General features: G+C 58.7%; 18 protein-coding genes. 9 read left to right on the forward strand and 9 right to left on the reverse strand.

Annotation, left to right across the window (positions count from 1 at the left end; all coding sequences use genetic code 11):
* The gene (locus QLG12_RS14405; protein WP_282474765.1) at nt 1-870 is read left to right on the forward strand and encodes a TauD/TfdA family dioxygenase; all 870 of its coding nucleotides are present in this window, start codon (nt 1-3) and stop codon (nt 868-870) included.
* 46 nt (nt 871-916) lie between these two features.
* On the opposite strand, the gene QLG12_RS14410 is transcribed toward QLG12_RS14405, so the two are convergent.
* From QLG12_RS14410 to QLG12_RS14430, 5 genes are all read right to left on the reverse strand, one after another.
* Entirely contained in the window at nt 917-1,606 is a 690-nt protein-coding gene (locus tag QLG12_RS14410; protein WP_282474766.1) for a hypothetical protein, read from the reverse strand.
* Nucleotides 1,575-2,615, reverse strand: coding sequence for a GSCFA domain-containing protein (locus QLG12_RS14415; protein WP_282474767.1), 1,041 nt, complete (start codon nt 2,613-2,615; stop codon nt 1,575-1,577). Before QLG12_RS14415 ends, QLG12_RS14410 begins: the two co-directional genes overlap by 32 nt.
* 37 nt (nt 2,616-2,652) lie before the next feature.
* Entirely contained in the window at nt 2,653-3,168 is a 516-nt protein-coding gene (locus QLG12_RS14420; protein ID WP_236194767.1) for a GNAT family N-acetyltransferase, read from the reverse strand.
* Nucleotides 3,169-3,334: 166 nt separating this feature from the next.
* Nucleotides 3,335-3,748 carry a cupin domain-containing protein gene (locus QLG12_RS14425; protein ID WP_197870746.1) on the reverse strand — a complete coding sequence of 138 codons (414 nt, stop codon included), beginning with the start codon at nt 3,746-3,748 and terminating at the stop codon, nt 3,335-3,337.
* Between the two features lie 30 nt (nt 3,749-3,778).
* Complete coding sequence (locus QLG12_RS14430) at nt 3,779-4,534, reverse strand: SDR family oxidoreductase (RefSeq protein WP_197870744.1); 756 nt, start codon at nt 4,532-4,534, stop codon at nt 3,779-3,781.
* 251 nt (nt 4,535-4,785) lie between these two features.
* Here QLG12_RS14430 and QLG12_RS14435 point away from each other — a divergent pair, with 251 nt between their 5' ends.
* Nucleotides 4,786-6,354 (forward strand): winged helix-turn-helix domain-containing protein, encoded by a 1,569-nt coding sequence (locus QLG12_RS14435; RefSeq protein WP_282474768.1) that lies wholly within the window; start codon nt 4,786-4,788, stop codon nt 6,352-6,354.
* A 16-nt stretch (nt 6,355-6,370) separates the two neighbouring features.
* Here the strand turns inward: QLG12_RS14435 and QLG12_RS14440 are convergent, their stop codons facing one another.
* The 4 genes from QLG12_RS14440 to QLG12_RS14455 all read right to left on the reverse strand — a co-directional run bounded on the left by QLG12_RS14440 (nt 6,371) and on the right by QLG12_RS14455 (nt 10,169).
* Nucleotides 6,371-6,847 (reverse strand): phage infection protein, encoded by a 477-nt coding sequence (locus tag QLG12_RS14440; RefSeq protein WP_282474769.1) that lies wholly within the window; start codon nt 6,845-6,847, stop codon nt 6,371-6,373.
* Between the two features lie 82 nt (nt 6,848-6,929).
* A complete protein-coding gene (locus tag QLG12_RS14445; RefSeq protein ID WP_039771078.1) occupies nt 6,930-7,184 on the reverse strand; it encodes a hypothetical protein in 255 nt (84 codons plus the stop codon).
* Between the two features lie 225 nt (nt 7,185-7,409).
* Entirely contained in the window at nt 7,410-8,048 is a 639-nt protein-coding gene (locus QLG12_RS14450) for a response regulator (RefSeq protein ID WP_197870830.1), read from the reverse strand.
* A 153-nt stretch (nt 8,049-8,201) separates the two neighbouring features.
* Nucleotides 8,202-10,169 (reverse strand): alkyl sulfatase dimerization domain-containing protein, encoded by a 1,968-nt coding sequence (locus tag QLG12_RS14455; RefSeq protein ID WP_282474770.1) that lies wholly within the window; start codon nt 10,167-10,169, stop codon nt 8,202-8,204.
* A 105-nt stretch (nt 10,170-10,274) separates the two neighbouring features.
* Here QLG12_RS14455 and QLG12_RS14460 point away from each other — a divergent pair, with 105 nt between their 5' ends.
* The 7 genes from QLG12_RS14460 (at nt 10,275) to QLG12_RS14490 (ending at nt 16,826) form a co-directional block, all read left to right on the forward strand.
* Entirely contained in the window at nt 10,275-11,198 is a 924-nt protein-coding gene (locus QLG12_RS14460; protein WP_197870738.1) for a LysR family transcriptional regulator, read from the forward strand.
* Between the two features lie 90 nt (nt 11,199-11,288).
* Nucleotides 11,289-12,482: an S-type pyocin domain-containing protein gene (locus QLG12_RS14465; protein WP_282474771.1), complete on the forward strand. Its 1,194-nt coding sequence runs from the start codon at nt 11,289-11,291 to the stop codon at nt 12,480-12,482.
* Nucleotides 12,483-12,492: 10 nt separating this feature from the next.
* On the forward strand, nt 12,493-12,744 hold the full coding sequence (locus QLG12_RS14470) for a pyocin S6 family toxin immunity protein (protein ID WP_197870734.1): 252 nt from the start codon (nt 12,493-12,495) through the stop codon (nt 12,742-12,744).
* Complete coding sequence (locus QLG12_RS14475) at nt 12,689-13,060, forward strand: colicin E3-like toxin immunity protein (protein WP_309295637.1); 372 nt, start codon at nt 12,689-12,691, stop codon at nt 13,058-13,060. Before QLG12_RS14470 ends, QLG12_RS14475 begins: the two co-directional genes overlap by 56 nt.
* Nucleotides 13,061-13,203: 143 nt before the next feature.
* Nucleotides 13,204-14,358 carry an N-methyl-L-tryptophan oxidase gene (solA, locus tag QLG12_RS14480; RefSeq protein ID WP_282474772.1) on the forward strand — a complete coding sequence of 385 codons (1,155 nt, stop codon included), beginning with the start codon at nt 13,204-13,206 and terminating at the stop codon, nt 14,356-14,358.
* A gap of 123 nt (nt 14,359-14,481) precedes the next feature.
* A complete protein-coding gene (locus tag QLG12_RS14485) occupies nt 14,482-15,918 on the forward strand; it encodes an AAA family ATPase (protein ID WP_282474773.1) in 1,437 nt (478 codons plus the stop codon).
* Complete coding sequence (locus QLG12_RS14490) at nt 15,915-16,826, forward strand: DUF4435 domain-containing protein (RefSeq protein WP_282474774.1); 912 nt, start codon at nt 15,915-15,917, stop codon at nt 16,824-16,826. Before QLG12_RS14485 ends, QLG12_RS14490 begins: the two co-directional genes overlap by 4 nt.
* Nucleotides 16,827-16,920: the final 94 nt, after the last annotated feature.

Raw genomic sequence — 16,920 nt, forward strand, 5'->3', positions numbered from 1 at the left:
ATGGATCAGTTGGCACTCAAGGCAATCGAGCGCATCGCCGCCGAACGGCGTGCGTCGTATCAGCACATCACGGTCGAGCGGATCACGCCGATCATCGGCGCCGAGATTGGTGGCGTCGATCTTTCACGGCCGCTGAGCGACGAGCAGCTCGCGGAAATCCGTCGGGCCTTTCTGGAGAACCACGTGGTGGTGTTCCGCGATCAGCACCTGACGGTGGACGAGCACAAGGCGTTTGGCCGGCTGTTCGGTGAGCTGCGGGCGTTGCCGGTGGAAGACATCGACGGCGATGACCCGGAGCTGGTGGTGATCCGCGCCAATGCGCAATCGCGCTACGTGGCCGGCGAAACCTGGCACACCGACGGCACCGCCGACCTGGCGCCGTCCATGGGTTCGATGCTGTACGTCAAGGAAACTCCCGCCATCGGCACGGGCGGCGACACGCTGTTCGCCAACATGCACCTGGCGCTGGAAATGCTCTCGCCGACGATGCAGCAGTTTCTCGGTGAACTGACCGCGATCCACGACGGCGCTATTCCGTGGAAGGGTTATGAGGCGCCGGCCAACCTGCCGAAAACCGAACACCCGGTGGTGGTTCGCCACCCGGAAACCGGGCGCAAATCGCTGTTCGTCAATTCCGGGTTTACGTCGCACATCGTCCAGTTGTCCCGCGGTGAAAGCCAGGTGCTGTTGAACATGCTGTTCGATCTGGTGGCCCGTGAGCCGGTCCTCAGCTGTCGCGTGCGCTGGACGCCGAACAGCCTGGTGTTCTGGGATAACCGCTGCACCCAGCACCATGCGGTCTGGGATTATTTCCCGCACTCGCGGTATGGCGAGCGGGTGACGATTCTGGGGACGCAGCCCAAGGCTTGAATCTAAGAAAATCAGTGGGAGCGGCGATGCCATTCCCACCGGTCATTCACAGACCTTGTTTGAGCAGTTGCTCGACGATCAGCTCGCCGAACGCCAGATTCCCGTGCAGCGGGTCATCCACTTCGCAGTACGCCGAACGCTGAAAACCCTGCTCATCATTCGCCGCCGCGCGCACGTCGATCAGCTCGATGCCGAGCCCTTGCAGGCGCTCGATCAGCAGCGCCTGCGCGGCCATGAACACCCGCGAATCGGACAGCTCCGGTACCCGTTGCGGCGGCAGCACGGCGAACACCTTGGGGTTCATTGCCCGGGCCTGTTCATAGAACGCCAGCGCCGGCCGGGACAGGGTTTCGACAATGGATTCGAACAGGGGACCTGCGAGAAAACCTTCATCGAATTCGCCGTCGGGTGACTGGTAGCAGGTCCAGTTCGGCGCGGTCGCGAGGTAGTGCAGGCTCAGGCCAATGGTGCTCACCAGCGGCACGCCGACCTTCGCCAGTTCCGGCACTTCGAACGGCTCAAGGGCCTGGCGGTACAGACGCTCCATTTCGGCGTCCCGAAACAGCACGTCATGGCGGGTCAGGCTGAAAAAATCCACCGCGAAATCCCGGCCGGTGCCCAGCGGGCCACCGCTGAACGGCAACTCGCGGGCCTGCGCTGCCTTGCCGATGACGCCAGCATGGGAGTCGCCCAGCAGCAGGAACCTAGGCGTAGTAGTCGAGCACGGCGTCTTCACAGACAAGCTCCTCGCTGGACACGCAGGTGGGGGGAACGCTGGCCGGCGCCAGCAGCGGTTGAACCGCATCGAGCCCGGCGAAAAACTGCTGCATGACGAACGCTACGCCTTCGGGCGTGACCTCGCGCTGGTTGGGCTGGTAGAACGCGCCCTTGAGCGGTGTACCGGTGATGATTTCGTAAGAGGGGAAATAGTCGACGTCGTGCAGGTCTTCACACAGCTGCCCGGCGACGGCGCGCAGGACCGATTTGGAATAGGTGGTGGCGCTCAGCACATGTTCGCCCGTGGCTGTCGCCGTCAGGGGCACCGGTGACACGGTCAGCAGGAGGCGCAGTTGCGGGTTGATCGAACGCATCAACTCCAGCGCCCGAACCATGTCGCCATAGGTGTCCATGAAGCCGAAGTTACAGAAGCGGTGCAGCTGCGGATCGAAAGTGCCACGCACGGTGCCGGGGCACACGGGATACACCAGACCGGTCTGGCGGTTTTGCCAGGCTTCGGTCAGGCCGAGGGTAAACACAAACACTTTGGCCCGAAGCAGGGCGGTGCGAATGGCGTCGAGGGTGGCTTCGCGCGAGGCGAGCAGCGCGTCCTCGCTGGCAAAGCCGTCGGGCTCCACGGCGGGGCGGAACGGGTCGAAGAAACGCCCGTCATGGGCCCAGGTTTCGTCGGGTGGCAGGCTCACACCCAACGCCCATTCCAGCCACTGGCACAACATCGCCGGGGTGTACAGGTTGCCGGTGCGGAACGAAAACACCCCGTAGTTGTGGGCCTTCCAGTCGGCTTCGGGCAATTCGGCCGGGGCCGGTTCCGCGTCCAGCCAGTTCATGCCGCGCTCCACCAGCGCCCGACCGATGTGCTGGGCGAAACACGAGCCAGCGGTGACGATGGCGTCCTTGTTGCCGATCTCGAATTGCGGTGTCCACAGTTGATCGATGTCCAGCGCGGGCTTGTCGGCCACGGCGGTGCGCCAGAAAGCGCGGGGTGGCAGGCATTGATAAGGATTCACGACGAGGGCCTCCTTGGCGGTCGCTGATAAAACGGGGTCAGCTGATTTGATAGCGGTAGATCAGGTCGTCAAACCACCGATCTCCAATCTGATAGGCCTGCGGCACGCGGCGCTCGAATACAAAACCGCATTTCTCCAAGACCTTGCAGGAGGCGATATTACCGTCGGTCACGGTCGACTCCAGCGAGTCCAGTCCGATGGCGGCGGCGTAGTCGATGATCGCCCGCCGCGACTCGGTGCCAAAGCCTTTGCCCTGATGCTCGGGCAACAGCAGGCAACCCACCTCGGCATGCCCCGGCGACAGGATGCGGAATCCGGTCACGCCCAGTTCCTGCCCACTGGCCCTGTCGGTCACCACCAGACACAACCAGTGATCCGACTGCGGCCCCCAGGCCGGAAGCCTGTGTTCGAAGCCTTTGCGCACCTGTTCCTCGGCGATTTCACCGAACACGTACTGCATGGTTTGCGGCTCGGAATGCAGCCGGAGGAACAGCGGCCAGTCGGATTCGACCATCGTGCGCAGGTCCAGGCGTTGCGTGGTGAGTTCGAGCATCCGCTGCTCCTTGCAAGGGTGGGAAGGGGAGACGGTTTTTTACTGGGTGTGGGGCGAAAGATCAATGCTTTGATCGGGCATGTTTTGCAGCGCCGACCTTGAACGCCCCTCGTCGCGGTACTCTCCGGCAGCCGGGCTGCCGGAGGTCGATCGGCGAATGGATCGGTTACGGCTTGACGGGTTTGACCAGGACGGTCTCGTTGCTATCGAGCACGAATACCGCCAGCAGACGGGACGGTTCGGTGCTGCTGGCATTAGCGCTCACCGCGTGGAAATCACCCGGTTGTTCGACGAAGTTTTCCCCGGCCTTGTAGACCTTCTCCGGCCCGTCGCCGACCTTGCTGCGCACGGCGCCCTCAAGCACCGTGGCGTAGATGAACGCGGACTTCGGATGAAAGTGCGCCGGCGAAGAACCACCGGGTGCGTATTCCACCAGCACGCCCTTCATGGATTTACCCGGAACGTTCGGCAGGGCGCGGTCGAACACCACGGTGACCTTGCCTGCCTGCGGCTCGGCGGCCGAGGCGGATGAAATCGAAACGGCCGCAAACGTGGCGGCCAGCAGGATTCGGCTGAACATGGCGATACTCCTTTAAATGGGTGGTGTGTTTCAGCGCTGGACCGATTTCGCCAGCCAGTCTTCAAAGCGCGTTGGACCCAGGCGCGGGTTGCTGCCGCCGGGGGTGAGCGACTGGTCGTCGAGCACATCGCCGAAGTAACGGGCGTGGACGTCCGGGATCACTTTGCGGGTGTCGCCGGTAGCGCGGAAAAAACGCCGGACCAACTCGTCGAGGGGCATGGCTTCGGGACCGACAATTTCCTGCGTGCCGTTGATCGGCGCGGCCAGTGCCGCGTCGGTGAGTGCAGCGGCCACATCGTCAGAGGCCATGGGCTGGATCAATGCCGGCGACAGGCGCACTTCGTCGCCGACGGTAGCGGATTGGGCAATGCCGCCGACGAATTCGAAGAACTGCGTGGCCCGCAGCAGGCTGTACGGAATGCCCGATGCCTTGATCAGGTTCTCCTGCGCGACCTTGGCGCGGAAATAACCGTTGGCGGGCAGGCGCTCACTGCCGACGATCGACAGCGCCACGTGATGGCGAACCCCGGCGGCGGCTTCGGCGGCAAGCAGGTTACGGGTGGAGGTCTCGAAGAAGTCGAGCACGGCCTGATCTTCCCACGACGGCGCGTTGGACACATCGACCACCACCTGGGCACCGTCCATTGCTTCGGCCAGGCCTTCGCGGGTGATGCTGTTGACGCCGGTGTTAGGCGAGGCGGCGAGTGCATCGTGGCCGCGTTCGCGCAGATTGTTCACAAGTTTCGATCCGATGAGGCCGGTGCCTCCGATAACGACGATCTTCATGGCATCTCTCCACTGGCCGACGGCAACCATTGCTGTCGATGTGCGTTGAGCATGCTTGTGACGCTCGGGCAAATCCTTGTGATGGCCTTGGATTTGCCTTGGTTTTTTGTCCAGACAGGCCAATCCGTCGGCAGATGCGTAGACCAGTGTGCAGACCGGTGCGACGGCCCGAGGTCTGCCGTATGATCGAGCGCAAAACAATCGCCTGCCCGGACACGGCGTCGGGGGGGCCAGACCAGAGAACAGCCACCGTGCAATTCGTGTTTGAAGACTACGTGCTCGACCAGCAGCGCCGGGAACTGACCTGGCGCGGGCAAGTCGTGACTGTCGGGCCGCAGGTCTTCGACTTGCTGCTGCTATTGGTCAGCAACCGCGAGCGGGTGGTGAGCAAGGACGAACTGTTGAGCGCCGTATGGAGTGGCCGGATCGTTTCCGAATCGACCATCACCAGCCACATCAACGCCGTGCGCAAGGCCATCGGCGACACCGGTGAGCAGCAGCGCCTGGTGCGTACGGTGCCGCGCAAGGGCTATCGCTTCGTCGGCGAAATCAGCCCGTGCGACAGCCCCGTCAATGCACCGGAAGCGCCTGCGAAACCCGAAGTGGCCACGACACTTGTCCTGCCGGAAAAACCTTCGATCACCGTCCTGCCCTTCCAGAATCTCAGTGGAGACGCCGAGCAGGACTATTTCGCCGACGGCATCGTCGAAGACATCATCACCGCGTTGTCGCGCCTGCGCTGGCTGTTCGTCATCGCCCGCAACTCCAGTTTCACCTACAAGGGCAGGGCGGTGGATGCGCGAGGCGTCGGTCAGGAACTGGGTGTGCGTTACGTGCTGGAAGGCAGCGTGCGCAAGAGCGGCAACAAGATCCGCATCACCGGCCAGTTGATTGATGCGTGCAGCGGCACGCACCTGTGGGCCGAGCGCTTCGAAGGCCTGCTCGACGATATTTTCGAACTCCAGGATCAAGTGGCCGAAAGCGTCGTAGGCGCCATCGCGCCGCAGCTCGAGCGCGCGGAAATCGAGCGGGCCAAACGCAAACCCACCGACAGCCTCGATGCCTACGATTACTACCTGCGGGGCACTGCCAAACTGCACATCGGCACCCGTGAGGCAATCGAACAGGCGCTGGCGCTGTTCTACCGGGCAATCGAGCTGGATCCGGAATTCGCCTCGGCATACGGCATGGCCGCGTGGTGCCATTTCTGGCGCAAGCTCAACGGCTGGATGACCGACCGGCCCCGGGACATCGCCGAAGGTGCGCGGCTGGCGCGTATGGGCGTGGAACTGGGGCGCGATGACGCCGTGGCGCTGACCCGCTGCGGTCATGCCCTGGCCCACCTGACCGGGGATGTCGAGGGTGGCATTGCTTTGCTGGATCGGGCTCGATTGCTCAACCCCAATCTGGCGCCGGCCTGGTATCTCGGCGGTATCCTGCGCGCCTTGGGTGGCGAAACCGAAGCCGCCATTGCCAACCTTGAACATGCCGTGCGACTGAGCCCGCTGGATCCGGAAATGTTCCGCATGCAGGTCGGGATGGCGCTGGCGCACTTCTTCGCCGGTCGCTTCGAATGTTCGGTTTCCTGGGCCGAGAAAGCGCAGGGAAATCTGCCCAGTCTGCTGGTAGCGGCGGCCCTGATCGCCGCCAGCCACGCGCTCAATGGACGAGCCGACAAAGCCGGGCAGGCCATGGAACGGGTGCGCCGGCTGGACCCGACATTGCGGGTGTCCAGCCTGAGCGCGTGGCTGCCCATTCAACGGCCTGAAGACGTTGCCCGGTTTGCCGAAGGTTTGCGGTTGGCGGGGTTGCCGGAGTAAGGGCTCAGCCGGCCAATCAATCCATCGAAAAATGCATTTGCATGTTCATTGCGGCATCGTACTGATTGCTGGCTACCCGGCGTTCGATCATGCGATCTGAGCCGCCTTCGGCCACGCGGCGTTCGATCAGGCGATCAGAGCCGCCTTCGGCCACGCGGCGTTCGAGCAGGCGATCTGAGCCGCCTTCGGCAACACGGCGTTCGATCAGGCGATCGGATCCGCCTTCGGCAACGCGACGCTCCATCAAACGATCGGATCCGCCTTCGGCTACACGACGCTCCATCAGCCGATCCGAACCCCCTTCGGCAATCTGGGTCGGCGCCTTTCTGGCCCGGTGCTGTTGCACTGATGAAGTTTCTGAATCCGGAGCACTGGTTTCCTGCCTGTTCGCCACCGGCATATCGGGCAGGCAACTTGCGCCGAATGCATGAGTGGCAACTATCCAGGTGGCTGAAACAATGGCGACGGGTAATACCAATCCAATAGTTTTCATCGTGATCATCCTGAGTCGTGGTGGGATTTCGTTAATGAACTTCCGGTTGCAACCATACAGGTTTGAATTCAATCGAATACTTCTAGTGGGAAACTCCATGTTCCTGTGCTGCCAGGCGAATACGGTTGTACGCAATCAAGCGCATGACGTAGCCCAGCTTGATCGCGGTCGGCCCGAGGATCGTCATCCCGTGCGCGCCGACCAGCGTGGGCAAGTTCAAGTGAGCGTCAAACACATAAGCCAGGAAAATCCCCACCATCAACATGCCCAGGCCACCGACCAGTAACACGTGGGACAACTTCAGCACACGGTACGAGTCTTCAAAAAAGTCATACATGTTGATCAGTCATCCCTGAGTCAATGAGTGGATCGACAAGTGTCGGCGCGTGAGGAAACCGCGAAATCAATAACTTTGCCGGCCGTCGCATTTGATGGAGGGATTTTACTGTTGGCGGTAGGGATCAACCATGTTGCATAAGTTTGGTTTTATCCTGCCAGCGTATGGAGAAGTCATACCAACGTATATAAGCAACTCTATGCGCGCCGCATAAGGGCGATACATCTAATGGTTAATGCCCAGACTTTCGGCCATTCGAACCAGATCGGCAAACGACTGCGCGCGCATCTTGCGCATGGCCTGGCTGCGGTGAATTTTCACGGTGATCTCGCTCAGGCCGATGGCACTGGCGATCTGCTTGTTTATCAGACCCGAGACGGCTAGCGCCATCACCGCTTGCTCTCTGGCCGTGAGTGTCCCATGGCGTGTACGCAATTCATTTTGGCGGCGCTGGCAGTCGCGGCGCGACCTGTCCCGCGTATGCGCGGCGACCACGGCGTCGATCATGGCCTGCTCGCGAAACGGTTTTTCCAGGAAATCGACGGCACCGGCTTTCATGGCGCGAACGGTCATGGCGATGTCGCCGTACCCGGTCATGAAAATGATCGGCAGATGGATGTTGGCGTCGGCGAGCGCCTGCTGAAAGACCAGCCCGCTGGTGCCTTGCAATCGCACATCCAGCACCAGGCAACTGGGCAGGTCAGGTCGCTGGTATTGCATGAAGTCGGCGACCGATCCGAACAGCTCGACGCGCAGGCCGATGGAGCGCAGCAGGCTGCCAAGCGACTCGCGCAGAGAGGCGTCATCATCGATGATGAAAACGATGGATTCGGGGTTTCGCTCGGGTGCAGGTTCTACATCCATACGCTGGATGGCTTCGCGGCGATCGGGTTGCGCAGGATGCTGAACAATCCAATGGAAAGCTTTGCCCGAGCCTCCGGTTTTCATTGGATTTTGCTTGGGTAAGCGTCCAGAGGCCATCGACCGGGAGTTTGATCAATCGATGGCCTCGGTGGGTCAGTTTCCTGCCCGGGCGACTATCGCAAAATTCCCCGGCGCCTTTTCCAGCAGCCCCAGAAACCTCACGAGATCGACCTTGCTGCCATCCACCTTCAGATCATCGGAAGTGAGCGTTTCCTTCAGCCCGGCGGTGCCGCCCAGCAGCTGGACGAACAGGTCCTTGGTGACAGTCAGCGTTGCGTTGGCGTTCGCCGCCGTCGGGCCTTTTCGATAGTGCAGCACGGCGTTCTCGATCCACAGTACGAACGATTCGCGGGTATCGGTCAGCACCAGATTGAACGTCCAGTGCTTGCCATCCGCCGCCGGCCCGTCGAGGCTCGCAGCCATGGCTTCGAGGAAGCGTTCGGTGGGTGTCTGCTTCATCAGTTCGATCAGATCGGAGCGTTTGACGCCCTTGGCTGGCGGGCCGTTGCGCAGCTCCATGGCTGCGGTCAGGTAGCTGTTGCGCCAGGTCGCCGATTCCGCCTGATAGCCCATCTGTTCGTACGCGCGGGCCAGCAGTTCCTTGGCGGCCGTGTCGTCGGGTTTGGCCAGCACGGCCTGGTTCAGCAGCTCGGCGACCCAGCGGTATTCGCCCTTGTCATAGGCCACGCGAGCGGCCTCGACCACCTTGGCGTTGCCTCCCATCAATTCGATGTAGCGCTTTGCGGATTCTCTGGGCACCAGCGGATTCAAGTGGGCTGGGTTGCCATCGTAGGCGCCCAGGTACAGCTGGTAGATCGCCTTGACGTTGTGGCGCAGGTCGCCGTAATAGCCACGGGTGCCGAAGTACGAGGCCAGCGAATCCGGCAGCTGGATCTTCTCGGCGATCTCGTTGGGGGTGTAGCCGGCGTTCATCAGGCGCACGGTCTGGTCGTGCAGGTATTTGTAGACGTCGCGGTGTTTGGTGATGAATTCGCGGATCCGCTCGTTGCCCCAGATCGGCCAGTTGTGCTGACCGAAATAGACCTCGGTGTCGCCCAATTCGTCGAGGGCGATTTGCGTGTATTCGGACCAGCGCAGCGCATCGCGTACTTTGGCGCCACGGATCGGCAACAGGTTGTGCATGGTCTGCGCCAGCAGCTCCGCACCGCCGTAGGCCTTGAGCGCGGGGATCGAAAAGGTCAGCTCGGCCGGGGCTTCCGCGCCGGGCATGTTGTGGAACACGAAGCTGACGCCGTCGAGCACCAGCGGCTGGACCGGCTGGTCGATGATCTGCGTCGGCGGCAGGATGCCCATGCTGCCGTAAGCGACGTTTTTGCCCAGCCCGGTGTCGACGATGCCGGTGGCGCCCGGCGTCAGGTTCTTGCCGAACTGATACATCGAACGCCGCGCCATCGCCGGCCCCGCCAGAATGTTTTCGCTGGTGGCTTCCTCCATGAACCCGGCGGGCGCGACGATGGGGATATTGCGCTGGGCCACTTCGCTGCTTGAGGTGATGCCCAGCACACCGCCGAAATGGTCGGCATGGTCGTGGGTGAAAATGATCGCGGTGACAGGCTTGTTGCCCAGATGCTCGCGGGCGAAGGCCAGCGCTGCGGCGGCAGATTCACGGGAGGTCAGCGGGTCGACCACGATCCAGCCGGTCTGCCCGTCGATCAGCGTCATGTTGGCGATGTCGAAACCGCGCAACTGGTAAATCCCGTCGGTGACCTTGAACAGGCCGATCTGTGCGTTGAGCATCGCGTGCCGCCACAGGCTCGGGTTGACGGTGGCCGGCGCCTGGCCTTCGACGAAGCGGTAGGCATCGAAATCGATCAGGACATTGCCATCAGCGCCGAAGATCTTGCCGGTGGGCCGGGCGATGAAACCGCGCTGGGCATCTTCCATGTCGCGGTTGTCGCTGAGGTCCAGGCCCTTGATCGATGCCTGGATCACCGCTGCTGTGGCGGGCGTGGCGTCGCCGGCTGCGACGCTGGGCTTGTTGTCGCAGCCGGCGAGGGACACCAGCGTCAGGGCGATGATCGTGTAGAGGGTCGGTTTCATTCTTGTTGTTCTCCGAGGGGCGAGTGCGCTCCAGCCTAGGGGGAGGGCGGCGATGTATCCAATGCATTGTTTACATCTGGATAATGCGTCGCTAGCATCGGGCGAATGGACCTCAAACGACTGTCACACCTTCTCGCGCTGGCCGATGAACGCCATTTCGGTCGCGCCGCCGAACGCGTTCACCTCAGCCAGCCGGCCCTGAGCCGCAGCATTCAGGCGCTGGAAAGCGAAACCGGGCAGCGCCTGTTCGATCGCGACACCGGCGATGTTCGTCCGACGCCGGCGGGGGAGTTTCTGATCGAGCGGGCGCGGCGACTGCTGTTCGATGCCCGGTCGCTGGAGCGGGACATGGCGCTTTACAGCGACCGCCAACTGGGCAGCCTCGCCTTTGGCGTCGGCCCGTTCCCGGCGGCCATGTTGATGCATCAGGTGGTGCCGCGACTGCGCCTGGATCACCCGGCGGTCACCCTGCGTGTCGAGGTGAACAACTGGCAGATTCTCGAAGCGCGATTGCGTGCGGAGGCGATCGAATTCTTCGTTGCCGACATTCGCAACTTCACGGCGGAATCCGATCTGCTGATCCGTTCGCTGGGCCAGGCCTCGGCAGGCTTTTTCGTACGGCCGGAGCACCCGCTGGCCGGGCATAAAGTGACGATGGGAGAGCTGGAAGGCTACGGCATCGCCACGACGCGCCTGCCGGAAGTGGTGAAGCTCGAGACCGCCCGAACCCTCGGCATCTCGACCCGCCAGGCGCTGCCCATTGTGCTGGAGTGTGATGATGTGGCATTGCTCAAGACCGTCGCAGGTTCAACCGACACCATCCTCGGCGTCATCCATGGCGCCGTGGCTGAAGACATTCGGGCGGGGCGTTTGATTGAACTTCATGTTGTCGACAGGCCGGGGTTTCATTCGGAAATTGGCGTGGTGAGTTTGCAGGGTAGAAGCCTGTCGCCGACGGCTCTGTGTGTGATTGAGGCGGTCGTTGCCGAGATGCAATCCGTTCACGTCGAACAATCCCCACGTCTTTAAAGACGCGTCCTACAGCCACGATTTTCCTGCTTCGTTAACGTCGTGCAGCCCTTGCGAGGGGCTGTCGATGCATGAACGAAAGGACAATCAGTGGCTGGTCAAAAGGACATTCCCCGAGTTCCCAACCCACCGGCGGGCGACGGGCATCATGTTACCTACCGTTATATGACGGCCACCGAACTGGCCGATCAGCAAGAACGACAAAACAAATACGACGCCATGCTGGCGAGACAGGACGCCTTCGAACGCAGCCGTGAGGTCGCGGCGAACAAGCCTGAGCCGGTACGCGCGGGCTGCGTGTTTGCCAAATCCTGCAAGTTGCCGGACGCGATCATCGATTACTCGAATCCTTCGGGGATGGTGCCGACTGACAGCCTGAAGGATTACGGCGAGCTGATTTTGCTCGGTGGCCGTGAGGCCGATGACAGCGGTGGCGTTGCACTCAAAAAAATCAGCGGCACGGCCATTCCTGCGGGGCTGGGCACTTTCGCCCTTGCCGGTGAGGCGTTCAAGGCATTGCCCGCGATGGCCTCTGCTGCCGTCATCAGCCCGTTGCTCGGTTTGGTGGCGATGTTCATGCCATCGAACCTGGGCGATAGCGCGCTCTATACCGAAGATCAGTTGCTCACCCTCAAACAGGCCCGAACCCGCGTGCGCTTGCGCGTTGAACAGCAGGCCGATGGCAGCCTTAAGGGCTACGGCTTCTATACCGGCAAGAATCGCGACTGGGAGATGGTTGATGTCGTGCAGTTCGCTGCACGCGATAGCCGGTTTGTTGCAGACCTCGGTGACGGTGTTGAGCTGATCTGGACGCCTGCCGTGGATGGTTCCGACATCCTCGGTATTCCTGCACTGGAGGCTGCTCCGCAAGCGCCGCACATCTGGGTGTACCCGCCGACGAAAGCGGCGGACGGGATTCTGGTGAATCCGGTTTATCCGCCGGAGTATCGGGATTTCATATTGGTTTTTCCGGCGGATTCCGGGGTTCGGCCGCTGTACATTGTTCTCAGCCGCCCACCCGACCATGCTTATTACGGTCATCCAAAGACGCTACCAGCATTCCCCGATGCAATCAGGGTGAAGTCGAAATCATCGGTACAAGGTGGAGGAAAGCGGCGAGCACGCTGGGTAGACCGTAAAGGCCGAATTTATGAGTGGGACTACAAAAGTAATGCTGTAGAAAAATACGACAAACTAGGAACCACACATCTGGGTGAGTTCAATCACCTGACGGGTGAGCAAACCGGGCCAGCAGAGCCTGATAGAAGAACCACCAAAAATTAAGGATGAAACCATGCTCTTCCTTTCAATAACCGGCTTTTATCCCGATGACGTCCAAGACGACACGCTGCAATTCGAGTTGGATATCGACGGTAGCGAAATGAATGAAAAAGTTGCGCAACTCATTGAATCCAAGCCCCTGAGTGAACTGGAACCAGGTGAGTTGTTACTGCGCGAGGATCAGGTAGCGGCACTGGGAGCCCTGCTGAATGTCAGCTTCCCGAGCGGTCTGGAGTATTTCATGGGCACCTGTGCGAAGTACTGATACTGCGGAGAGCAAAGGGGACGGGGCCACCGTCCCTTTTTTCGTCAAAAAAGATATTTGTGAGAAAGAGATGGGACTGGAGCTGAGACTTGAGTGGTACGACACAGCAACCCTGCAATTCCAGGGCGAGGAGTCGTCAAGAAATCTGGGGGATGATGAGTCAGTATTGAATGCCTTAGGCATTCCAGTAGAGGGCAACATCAATAATGGCAGCTTCAACGTCGTCGAGAAGTGGGTCGCGACCATTCAGCCGTACTTTCAACATCAGATCGCTCTGAGTACCAACGACTATCAAATTTCGTTTGACTACAGCTAACACCGACAGACGGCTGATTGACAGTAAATGGGACGCCCATCAGCTCGCTTCCCGCGTTTTTGCCAGCGCGCGGCTTTCAGCGGATTGTTTTCCATCGCCTGATCCGCTTCACTGTGGCTCTTTTGCCTGAGCGGAAATCAATCATGGAACGATGCGAAGCACTGGTCATCGGCCTCGGCGCCATGGGCGCGGCCACGGTGTATCAACTGGCGAAGGCGGGGGTCAACGTGGTCGGCATCGACCGTCACCATCCGCCGCACGCGTTCGGCTCCAGCCATGGCGATACCCGCATCACCCGGCTGTCCGTGGGCGAGGGCGCGCAATACGTGCCCATCGTGCGCAACTCCCACCGCATCTGGCGCGAACTGGAAGCGCTGTCGGGCGAGTCCCTGTTCGAACAGTCCGGCCTGCTGGTGCTGACCTCCAGCCCCGACTTCGATCCCACCGACGAAACCGACTTCACCCTGCGCACCATCGCCCTGGCGCAGACCTACGGCATCGAACACGAAGTCCTCGACGCCGGCCAGATCCGCCAACGCTTTCCGCAGTTTGCCCAGGTGCGCGACGACGCCATTGGCTACTTCGAGCCCGAAGGCGGTTTCGTAAGGCCCGAACGCTGCATCGACGTACAACTGAGATTGTCCGAACAACACGGCGCCACGCTGTACAAGGGCGAGACCGTGACCCACATCAGCTCGGACGTAGAGGGCGTCACCGTCACCACCGACCAGCGCACCGTACGGGCGAACAAACTGGTGGTCACCGCCGGCAACTGGGCGGGCGGCCTGCTGGGCGCACCGTTCGACAGATTGCTCAGCGTCTATCGGCAAAAACTGTTCTGGTTCGAAACCGAGCCTGGTGCGGGACTGGTCGGCCACTCACCCACGTTTATCTTCACTCACGGCCCGGACGACAATTTCTATGGCTTTCCTGCATTGCCGGGGGAGGGCAGTTTGAAGGTGGCGACGGCGCAATATCACAGCACATCCACGCCCGAGACTCTGAATCGCATAGTCTCGGCCGAGGAAGAGCGCGAGATGTACGAACAGCAGGTGCTGGGGCGCATTGCCGGGCTGACGGATCGGGTGCTGAAGTCAGCGGTTTGTGCCTACACCGTTACGCCGGATCGGCATTTCATCATTGATGAGCATCCGCGGTTGCAGCACACGTTGGTGGTGTCGGCGTGCTCGGGGCACGGGTTCAAACACTCGGCGGCGCTGGGGGAAGCGTTTGCGCAGTGGTGTTTGCGGGGGAAGAGTGAGCTGGATCTTTCGTTGTTTTCGGTGGGGCGGTTTTAGAGGGAGTGAAGTAATTGCGAGTGACTGCTATCGGCCACAAGCAGACGCTCACCGGAGGGTTAGACCGACTGGCTTTAGACTACTGACGTGGTAATTTTCCATTTCACCAGCTAGAGTCCGGAAATGCCGTTAACAACACCTACGTCAGGGATGAAAATGCAGCCAGCTATCAAAACATTATCCATTCGCATGCTTCATCACTACCTAGATATCGACCTTGAATTTTCGGAAGGTCTAAACGTTATCTACGGCAAAAATGGTAAGGGTAAAACAACAGTTCTTCATATTATTGCCAACATACTAGAGCTGGATTTTTCCCGCTTCATGCACATAAAATTCAACTCCATCTCTGTTGCAAGTTTCAATGGAGATACTTTGGATCTAGTTCAAAGCGATCAGGGCTTGATATATGCGTCATTCAACAATTCGCTTATTGGCTTCTCAGAAGACGCGCAACACCCAGTATTGAGTTCCTCTGAAGAGGAGAAAATAAAAAATGCGTTTGGGGGGAGGCCCGTTTATCTTCCTGCATACAGATCCATTCTTGAAAAAGTAAAAGGTACTAATAATCCTTATGAAAACCCGCGAGCCGTTGACTACGACACTATCAAAAGAAAAGAGTTAAGCGAGATTACAAAGGAAAACCCATCCTTTGTACGGCACCGCGATGAACAACGCGCAAATATGGTTGCTTTCAAAACTTCGCAATGCCGCGATTGGTTCGGTCCGTTCGTCCCTATTATTCGCTACCCAGGCCTGGCTGAAGTACTTGATATTATTACTGAGGAGTTTAATGAAGCACAGATGAGTTCGACTCAAGCTCAAAGCCAGATGTTAAACTCTATTTTTATTGGTGTTTTCAATTCTATAACTTCAAAAGACGCGACGCCTAGTGACGGTGAGGTAGAACCGCTTCTCGAGCGTGTTAAGACAGCCCTTGACGATACTCAAACCAATTTCAGCCTCCAGTCTGTCACAGCTTCGCAACAATTGGCGCATGCAGTACGTCAAGCGAAGTTTGCCGGCGATCAAGATAACGATGCAACGAAGCGCGTTTTGAAGCTCTATGCAGATATGCTTGAGCGTTTGAAGGAAGAAAATCAACGAGCATTTAAGAGACTTCGAACTTTTGAAACCGCAGTGAACAAATTTCTTGATGGAAAACATCTAGAAATATCGCCTCATTATGCTAGAAACCACAATAGATGGCGCGAGTATGCTTTCGTTCGGACTAGCAATGACAGTGTTTACCCACTATCAACGTTGTCGTCCGGTGAAAGGCAAATATTGACGATGCTTTTCACTGCCAGCCGTATGAGCACAGCGTCCACTGGCATTTTTTTGATCGACGAGCCAGAACTATCGCTGCATATTGACTGGCAACGAATCATCCTGGCCAACCTCGAGCAGCAAGCGGCTAATCGTCAAATCATCGCCTGCACCCACTCACCCGAGGTAGGAGCCGACCATCCCGACGCAGTCCAGATTTTCGCGCCTACGATTAACAATACTCGTGAGCATCCGGAGGATGATGAATCCTATCTGGAAGATCTCTCATGAGCAGTTACTCCAGCGTTTCCTCGTATCTACTTGCAGTCAGGCTGCGAACAAATAAAACCCTTTTGGTGGAAGGTGTAAGCGACAAGAAAGTTTTGTCTCATTTCATATTGAAGAAGAATCATAAAGATAACGTGCTCGCGAATTATTGTATTGATGACGCCTCTCTAGTTGATGACAAAACTCTCGGTGTTATTGGTGCCCGTGAAAAAATAAAAAACATCGCAAGCAGGCAACCCTCTGGGAATTTTCGATGCCTAATTGATCGCGAGTGGGACGGTTTAAACACCGTCAATTTCGAGTACGAACCAACACTTTTCCCTGAAAACACTTTTGTTACCCGCGGACACTCCATTGAAAATTATTGGTTTACTCCAAGCTCTTTTATTGACTTCATCATATATACGCATCACGCAGCTGTTACCGAACAATATCTGAGAAAAATCGAATCTCACTACGTTTCCATACTGCAATTCTCTGCCGCCTATTCTCTAGCGTGCAGAAGCTTGTCCGTCGTGACGCGCGCAAATGAAATGCTCTCCTATGAAAATGTTACGCTGGAAAACTCAATTTTCACCGCTAGCGCTGGCGTGGATAATAAAATCTTAGCGCGCGGACAGCATTGTAATATGTTTGAGACTATTAATTCCTTTTTGGCTACCACTCAGCAGTTCGACCAAAATAGGCTCCAGTGGATATGCCATGGGCACTTAGGAGAACAGGCAATTCGAGCCTGCATTGCAAGGCTTGCACAAATTGAAGGCTATGACGCGGCAACAATTGAATCGATTGAGTACGGCTTCAAGATAGAAAAACTTAAGCTTGATTCAGAGCATGTAGCTTCACTTCCTGAGGGTGTAGCTACCCCACTGAATCAGGTCCTTCATTGGATTCGTCATATGGAAGAATAACACTCGACATACGCTAGCCGATTGAGCGAAAAGGGGACTGATTTGAATGGCACTTACTTAACATGTTTAGCATGCCCGTTTTTCCTGACCTCAG

The organism is Pseudomonas sp. V88_4 (assembly GCF_029967985.1).
In the GTDB taxonomy this organism is placed as follows: domain Bacteria; phylum Pseudomonadota; class Gammaproteobacteria; order Pseudomonadales; family Pseudomonadaceae; genus Aquipseudomonas; species Aquipseudomonas glycinae.

Excerpts from the sequence above, each read along its gene's own strand:
- QLG12_RS14430 (WP_197870744.1), bottom strand. The coding sequence starts at position 4,534 with ATGAAGATCGTCGTTATCGGAGGCACCGGCCTCATCGGATCGAAACTT.
- QLG12_RS14470 (WP_197870734.1), top strand. The coding sequence starts at position 12,493 with ATGCTCTTCCTTTCAATAACCGGCTTTTATCCCGATGACGTCCAAGAC.
- QLG12_RS14475 (WP_309295637.1), top strand. The coding sequence starts at position 12,689 with ATGTCAGCTTCCCGAGCGGTCTGGAGTATTTCATGGGCACCTGTGCGA.
- QLG12_RS14405 (WP_282474765.1), top strand. The coding sequence starts at position 1 with ATGGATCAGTTGGCACTCAAGGCAATCGAGCGCATCGCCGCCGAACGG.
- QLG12_RS14450 (WP_197870830.1), bottom strand. The coding sequence starts at position 8,048 with ATGGATGTAGAACCTGCACCCGAGCGAAACCCCGAATCCATCGTTTTC.
- QLG12_RS14440 (WP_282474769.1), bottom strand. The coding sequence starts at position 6,847 with ATGAAAACTATTGGATTGGTATTACCCGTCGCCATTGTTTCAGCCACC.
- QLG12_RS14445 (WP_039771078.1), bottom strand. The coding sequence starts at position 7,184 with ATGTATGACTTTTTTGAAGACTCGTACCGTGTGCTGAAGTTGTCCCAC.
- QLG12_RS14420 (WP_236194767.1), bottom strand. The coding sequence starts at position 3,168 with ATGCTCGAACTCACCACGCAACGCCTGGACCTGCGCACGATGGTCGAA.
- QLG12_RS14490 (WP_282474774.1), top strand. The coding sequence starts at position 15,915 with ATGAGCAGTTACTCCAGCGTTTCCTCGTATCTACTTGCAGTCAGGCTG.
- QLG12_RS14460 (WP_197870738.1), top strand. The coding sequence starts at position 10,275 with ATGGACCTCAAACGACTGTCACACCTTCTCGCGCTGGCCGATGAACGC.
- solA (WP_282474772.1), top strand. The coding sequence starts at position 13,204 with ATGGAACGATGCGAAGCACTGGTCATCGGCCTCGGCGCCATGGGCGCG.
- QLG12_RS14485 (WP_282474773.1), top strand. The coding sequence starts at position 14,482 with ATGCCGTTAACAACACCTACGTCAGGGATGAAAATGCAGCCAGCTATC.
- QLG12_RS14425 (WP_197870746.1), bottom strand. The coding sequence starts at position 3,748 with ATGTTCAGCCGAATCCTGCTGGCCGCCACGTTTGCGGCCGTTTCGATT.
- QLG12_RS14455 (WP_282474770.1), bottom strand. The coding sequence starts at position 10,169 with ATGAAACCGACCCTCTACACGATCATCGCCCTGACGCTGGTGTCCCTC.